Origin of the sequence: Rhodococcus sp. YH1 (genome assembly GCF_009939605.1) — a bacterium.
GTDB lineage: Bacteria > Actinomycetota > Actinomycetes > Mycobacteriales > Mycobacteriaceae > Rhodococcus > Rhodococcus aetherivorans.
Genome location: NZ_WVTE01000121.1, coordinates 1 through 7,006, shown reverse-complemented (window position 1 = coordinate 7,006; position 7,006 = coordinate 1). Strand labels below are relative to the sequence as shown.

General features: G+C 68.8%; 6 protein-coding genes. All 6 read left to right on the top strand.

Annotated features, from left to right (window positions below; genetic code table 11):
• Positions 1–1,509, top strand: a 1,509-nt coding sequence (locus tag AIIKEEIJ_RS11415) for an FAD-dependent oxidoreductase (protein WP_161995687.1), incomplete at its 5' end; no start/stop codon positions are given.
• Between the two features lie 144 nt (positions 1,510–1,653).
• Positions 1,654–2,574, top strand: coding sequence for an Ig-like domain-containing protein (locus AIIKEEIJ_RS11410; RefSeq protein ID WP_161995686.1), 921 nt, complete (start codon positions 1,654–1,656; stop codon positions 2,572–2,574).
• 113 nt (positions 2,575–2,687) lie between these two features.
• Positions 2,688–3,737, top strand: a complete 1,050-nt coding sequence (locus AIIKEEIJ_RS11405) for a carbohydrate ABC transporter permease (protein WP_102799342.1) — start codon at positions 2,688–2,690, stop codon at positions 3,735–3,737.
• Positions 3,734–4,621 (top strand): ABC transporter permease subunit, encoded by an 888-nt coding sequence (locus AIIKEEIJ_RS11400; RefSeq protein WP_161995685.1) that lies wholly within the window; start codon positions 3,734–3,736, stop codon positions 4,619–4,621. The genes AIIKEEIJ_RS11405 and AIIKEEIJ_RS11400 overlap by 4 nt, the downstream gene beginning before the upstream one ends.
• Positions 4,622–4,641: 20 nt before the next feature.
• Positions 4,642–5,958 carry an extracellular solute-binding protein gene (locus tag AIIKEEIJ_RS11395; RefSeq protein WP_161995684.1) on the top strand — a complete coding sequence of 439 codons (1,317 nt, stop codon included), beginning with the start codon at positions 4,642–4,644 and terminating at the stop codon, positions 5,956–5,958.
• Positions 5,959–5,966: 8 nt separating this feature from the next.
• Positions 5,967–7,006, top strand: a 1,040-nt coding sequence (locus AIIKEEIJ_RS11390; RefSeq protein ID WP_161995683.1) for a sn-glycerol-3-phosphate ABC transporter ATP-binding protein UgpC, incomplete at its 3' end; no start/stop codon positions are given.

Below are 7,006 nucleotides of genomic sequence, written 5' to 3'. Positions count from 1 at the left end.
GTGGACGCGATCTACGCCGACAACGAGCTGCCCGCCGCGCACGAGCCCTATCTGAAGATCGCCGAGGACTACTACCGGCGATACCCGATCGGACCGGACTGGCCCGAGGAACGCGACCGCACCAAGATTCCCGCCGAGCTCGGCACCCTGCGGGTGGCGATCGTCGGCTCGGGGCCGGCGGCCTGCTACGCCGTGCTGGAGCTGACCGGCCGGGCTCGCGTCGAGGTCGACATCTTCGACCGCCTGCCCACCCCGTACGGCCTCGTCCGTGCAGGTGTCGCCCCGGACCATCAGAGCACCAAGGCCGTCGGTGAGCTGTTCCGTAGTGCCCTCGGCCACAAGAAGAGCCAGTGCTGGTTCAACGTCGAGGTGGGCACCCACATCAGCCACGAGGAACTGCTCGCGCACCACCACGCGGTGCTCTACGCCGTCGGCGCCGCCGGGGACCGGCGCCTGGACGTGCCCGGCGAGGACCTGACCGGTTCGCACGCGGCCACCGAGTTCGTCGCCTGGTACAACGGACACCCCGACTACGCCGACCGCACCTTCGACCTGTCCGGCGAACGCGCGGTGATCGTCGGCAACGGCAACGTCGCCCTCGACGTGGCGCGGGCGCTGGTCATGGACCCGGACGAGCTGGCGAAGACCGACATGGCCGACCACGCCGTCGCCGCCCTGCGCGAGTCGAACATCCGCGAGGTCGTCGTCGTGGGACGCCGCGGACCCGCCCAGGCCGCCTACACCAACCCGGAACTGCTGGCCCTCGGTCAGCTCACGGGCGTCGACATCGTCGTCGACCCGGCCGAGGCCGAACTCGACCCGGCCAGCCGCGCCCTCGTCGACGACCCCACCGCCGAACCGCGGATCGCGCTGAAGGTCGAACAGGTCCAGGGCTTCGCCCAGCGGCGCCCCACCGAGGGCAACAAGCGGATCGTGCTGCGCTTCCTCGCCGCCCCCGTCGAGCTGAGCGGCGACGGCCGGGTCGAATCGATCACCCTCGAACGCACCGAACTGGTCGAGGCGAACGGCCGGCTCGAGGCGCACCGCACCGGGCAGACCGAGACCCTGGCCACCGGCCTGGTCCTGCGTTCGGTCGGCTACCGCGGGGCCCCCGTCGCCGACCTGCCGTTCGACGACCAGCGCGGCATCCTCCCCAACGAGGAGGGCCGGGTCGTGGACCCGGAGACGAACGAGCCGCTGCCCGGCGTGTACACCGCCGGCTGGATCAAGCGCGGACCCACCGGCGTCATCGGCACCAACAAGCAGTGCTCCGCCCAGACCGTCGAGCACCTGGTCCAGGATTTCGTGGCCGGCCGGCTCGTCGCACCCGTCGCCGACCGGGAGAAGCTCGCGGCGCTGGTCTCCGAGCGCCGGCCGGAGTACGTCGACTACCGGGGCTGGCAGCAGATCGACAAGCAGGAACGCGCCCGGGGCGGCGCCGCGGGTCGCTCTCGCGTGAAGTTCGTCGCTGTCGCCGATCTCCTTGCCGCCTCTCGAATCGAGTCCTGACCTGGGCGCGAGCCCGCGATGGGCCGTCCGGGCGGGCATGGTCGAATTGCCCGCCTGCGGGGAGCTGTGTCTAATGGGGTCGCCAAGTCGTCGCTGTCGGGGCGGACGTGGGTGCGACGGCACGAACGAACGATGGGTTGTCGAATGTTCGAGAAGAAGGGTCGGCCGATCAGTCGTGGCCGCGCCGGTCGCTGGTCCGGCCGTGTCGCCACCGCGCTGGTGGGGGCCGGCGCCGCCATGCTCACCATGACGGGACCCGCCGCCGCGGTACCCCTGTGGCCGGGCGGGCCCGAACTGCCGAGCGTGCAGGAACTCGTCGAGAGGCTTCCGGGCGGCTCGAACTCCGTCGCACCCACGCCGCCGCCGTTCTCGGCCCCGTCGATCAACCCGTCGAACGGTGAGACGGTCGGCGTGGCCCAGCCGATCATCATCCGCTTCGACGAGAACGTCACCGATCGCGCGGCCGCCGAGCGCGCCATCACCGTCACGTCGAACCCGCCGGTGTCCGGGCACTTCTACTGGGCCTCGGACCGGCAGGTGCGGTGGCGGCCGTTCGAGTTCTGGCCGGCCCACACCCAGGTCACCGTGAACGCCGGGGGCACGCAGTCGTCGTACACCGTCGGCGACGCGCTGATCACCGTCGCGGACGACAACACCAAGACCATCACCGTCACCCGCAACGGCGAGGTCGTCAAGACCATGCCGACGTCGTTCGGCAAGCCCGGCTACGAGACGCCCAACGGCACCTACATCGTCGGCGAGAAGTTCCGCGACATGTACATGGACTCGTCCACGTACGGCGTTCCGGTCGACTCGCCCGAGGGATACCGCACCTACGTCGAGTACGCGACCCGCATCTCCAACAGCGGCATCTTCGTGCATGCGGCGCCATGGTCCGAGTGGGCGCAGGGCAACACCAACGTCAGCCACGGGTGCCTGAACGTGAGCACCGAGGACGGTCGCTGGTTCTTCGAGAACGCCCAGAAGGGCGACCCGGTGATCGTGCAGAACACCGGTGGCGGCACCCTCAACGGCTGGGACGGCCTCGGCGACTGGAACCTCTAGCCGGACAACGGTCGACGCCGGCGAGCACCTGGTGACCTTCCGGGTGGCGAGAGTACTCGCCGGCGCCAGACCGGCGTAACCTCCGGTTCGCCCGCGGCAGGCACACTGCCGCAGTGCGCTCGAGTCCGGAAAGAGTATTGCCCCAACCCGATCGGGGGCTGTCGCGACGCCCATGGGGCGACTACGCGCTGTTCGCCGCGCTGATCGGACCGAATCTCGCGCTGCTGATCCTGTTCACGTACCGGCCGCTCGTCGACAACATCCGCCTCTCGTTCTTCGAGTGGAACATCTCGAGCCCCACCGCCACGTTCGTCGGATTCGGCAACTACCGCGAGTGGTTCGGCCGCGCCGACACCTGGCAGATCGTCGGCAACACCGTCGTGTTCACCGTCGCCACCGTCGCGGGATCCATGCTGCTCGGTCTGGCGCTGGCGCTGTTGCTGGACCGTAAACTCCTGGGCCGCAACCTCGTCCGCTCCGCACTCTTCGCGCCGTTCGTCATCTCCGGCGCCGCGGTGGGCGTGGCGTTCCAGTTCGTGTTCGACCCGAACTTCGGCCTCGTCCAGGACCTGCTGGACAGGGTCGGGATCGGCGCCCCGGACTTCTACCAGGATCCGGCCTGGGCGCTGGTGATGGTCACCCTCACCTACCTGTGGAAGAACCTCGGCTACACCTTCGTCATTTATCTCGCCGCCCTGCAGGGCCTGCGCCCCGAACTCTCCGAGGCCGCCGCGATCGACGGCGCCTCGTCGTGGACCGCCTTCCGGCGCGTACTCCTGCCGCAGCTGCGACCCACCACCTACTTCCTGTCGATCACCGTGCTGCTCAATTCGTTCCAGGTCTTCGACATCATCAACGTGATGACCCGGGGCGGACCGCTCGGCACCGGAACCACCACGATGGTCTACCAGGTCTACAACGAGTCCTTCCGCAACTTCCGGGCCGGCTACGGCGCCACCGTCGCGACCGTCATGTTCCTCGTACTGCTGGCGGTCACGGTGTACCAGGTGCGTCTCATGGACCGCGACGACCGGCCCCGCCCCGTCCGCGGCCCCCGCCTTCGCCGTCGCCGTCGCGGGCGCGGGGCCGAATGTGACACGCGTTCGGTCCCCTCGACGGAATGTGACATCCGGCCGGTGGCGCGGAAGGAGATCGTGGGATGACGGCGCTTCTGGACCGTCGGATCGTACGTGCGGAGCCGACGGCGGCAGAGCCGTACCGGCGTCGGGAGCGCGTGATCCGTGTGCTCGCCTACGCCGCGATGGTCGTCGCACTGCTCGTCGTGGCGCTGCCGCTGTACTGGATCGTGGTGACGTCGTTCAAGCAGCGGCCCGACATCTACACGCTGCCGGTCACCTGGTGGCCCAGCATGTTCCATCCCCAGAACTACACGGAGGCCGTCACCTCGGTGCCGTTCGGCACGTTCTTGCGGAACTCGCTGATCATCACCACGGTGCTGTCGAGCGTGAAGTTCGTCCTCGGCATCCTGAGCGCCTACGGTCTGGTGTTCCTGCGGTTCCCCGGCAAGAATCTCGTGTTCGTCGGCATCGTCGCCGCCCTGATGGTGCCGAACCAGATCACGGTCATCTCCAACTACGCGCTGGTGGCGGAATGGGGATGGCGCAACACCTTCCAGGGGATCATCGTGCCGCTCGCGGGCGTCGCGTTCGGAACGTTCCTGCTGCGCAACCACTTCCTGTCCATCCCCGCCGAGATCATCGAGGCGGCACGGATGGACGGCGCCGGACACGTCCGTCTGCTGTGGCGGGTCGTGCTGCCCGTGTCCGGCCCGACCCTGGTCGCGTTCGCGCTCATCACCGTGGTCAACGAGTGGAACGAATACCTGTGGCCGTTCCTCATGGCCGACGACGCGTCGGTGGCCCCGCTGCCGATCGGACTGACCCAGTTGCAGAACAACGACGGCGTCACCAACTGGGGTCCGGTGATGGCCGGCACGGTGCTGGCCATGCTGCCGATCCTCGTGGTCTTCCTTGCGCTGCAACGACACATGATCAAGGGCCTCACCTCCGGTGCGGTCAAGGGCTGAACTCTTCCAGGAGCAACTTCGTGAACATCGACAGGCGTGGATTTCTGGGACTGACCGGGGTGGTCGCGGCGAGCGCAGCGCTGGCCGCGTGCGCCGGCACCGGCTCGTCCGGGTCGGCGGGCACCTCGGGGTCCGCCTCCGACGCGAACATGATCAAGTTCTGGTCCAACCACCCGGGCAAGTCCCAGGACGTGGAGAAGGAACTCATCGCCCGGTTCCAGGCGAAGTACCCGGACCTGACCGTCGACCTCGTCGACGGCGGCAAGAACTACGAAGAGGTGTCACAGAAGTTCAACGCAGCCCTATCCGGGGGCGATCTGCCCGACGTCGTGGTCCTGTCGGACGTGTGGTGGTTCAACTACGCGCTCGCCGGCGCGATCACGCCGCTCGACGACCTGTTCACCGAGGTCGGCGTGGATACCGGCGACTACGTCGATTCCCTGCTGGCCGACTACCTCTTCGAGGGCCGCCACTTCGCGCTGCCCTACGCCCGCTCGACCCCGCTGTTCTACTACAACCGCGACGTCTGGCGGCAGGCGGGACTGCCCGACCGCGGGCCCGCCACCTGGCAGGAGTTCTCCGAGTGGGGGCCCGAACTGCAACGCGCCGTCGGGTCAGGCAAGCTGGCGCACGGCTGGGGCAACGCCAAGGACTACCTGGGTTGGACCTTCGAAGGACCGATCTGGACGTTCGGCGGTGCCTACTCCGACGGCTGGCGGCTGCGCTTCGGCGACGCGGAGACGATCGCCGCGGGACAGTTCCTGAAGGACATGATCCACACCGGGAAATACGCGGGTGTCTCCACGGACATCGCCAACGACTTCTCCGCCGGGATCATCGCGTCCACGATCGCCTCCACCGGCGACCTGTCCGGCATCACGAAGAACGCCGCGTTCGACTTCGGCACCGCGTTCCTCCCGGCCCCCGACGGTACTCCGGGATGCCCCACCGGCGGCGCCGGACTGGCGATCCCCGCGAACATCTCCGACGAGCGAAAGCGCAACGCGCTGAAGTTCATCGACTTCGTCACCAACGGCGAGAACACCGCCTACTTCTCGCAGCGGATCGGCTACATGCCGGTGCGCAAGTCCGCCACCGAGAACCCCGACATGAAGGCGTTCCTCGAGCAGAACCCCAACTCCCGCACCGCCGTCGACCAACTCGCGCGCACCCGCTCGCAGGACTACGCGCGCGTCTTCGTACCCGGCGGCGACCAGATCATCGGCACCGGCCTCGAGCAAGTCGCCCTCCAGGGCGCCGACGTGACGACGGCGTTCGGCGACGTCACCCGTCAGCTGCAGCAGATCATCGATCGCCAGATCACCCCGAACCTGTAGGAACAGCCTTGGCAAGCATAGGTTTCCGGACCGTCACTCACCGCTACCCGGGCGTCGAACGGCCGTCGGTGGACCGGCTCGACCTCGACGTCGCGGACGGGGAGTTTCTGGTCCTGGTCGGTCCGTCGGGCTGCGGGAAATCCACGAGCCTGCGGATGCTCGCCGGGCTCGAGGCAGTCGACGACGGCCGCATCGACATCGGCGGAGCCGACGTGACGGGGTTGCCGCCCAAGGCACGCGACGTGGCGATGGTGTTCCAGAACTACGCGCTGTATCCGAACATGACGGTGGCGGAGAACATGGGTTTCGCGTTGCGCAACGCCGGCGTCGGCAAGGCGGAACGGTCGGCGCGGGTGCTCGAAGCCGCGCGGATGCTCGAGCTCGAGCCGCTGCTCGACCGCAAACCGGGCAAGCTCTCGGGCGGGCAGCGGCAGCGCGTGGCGATGGGCCGGGCCATCGTGCGACGGCCCGCGGTGTTCTGCATGGACGAACCGCTGAGCAACCTCGACGCGAAGTTGCGGGTCAGCACACGCTCGCAGATCGCGGGACTGCAACGTCGGCTGGGCACCACGACCGTGTACGTCACCCATGATCAGGTGGAGGCGATGACCATGGGGGATCGGGTGGCCGTCCTCGACGGCGGCCGCCTGCAGCAGGTCGCCGCGCCCCGCGACCTGTACGACAACCCGGTCAACACCTTCGTCGCCGGATTCATCGGGTCGCCCGGCATGAACCTGCTCGACGCGCCCGTCCGCGACGGCGCGGCCGTGCTCGGCAGTCTGCGGGTCGCCGTGCCGGCCGACGTCGATGCCGAGCGGATCGTCGTCGGGGTGCGGCCCGAGGCGTGGACCCCCGTCGGGGCGTGGCGTTCCGGGACCCTTTCGTTGACGGTGGACCTCGTCGAGCAGCTCGGCGCGGAATCGTTCGTCCACGCGACGGCCGCCGAGCCGGCCGACTGGTCGAGCGCGTCGGGCAAGGTCGTGGTGCGGGTGGATCGACGCGTCCCGATCGGTCCGGGCGAGCGGGTGCACCTGCTCCCACAGGCGGG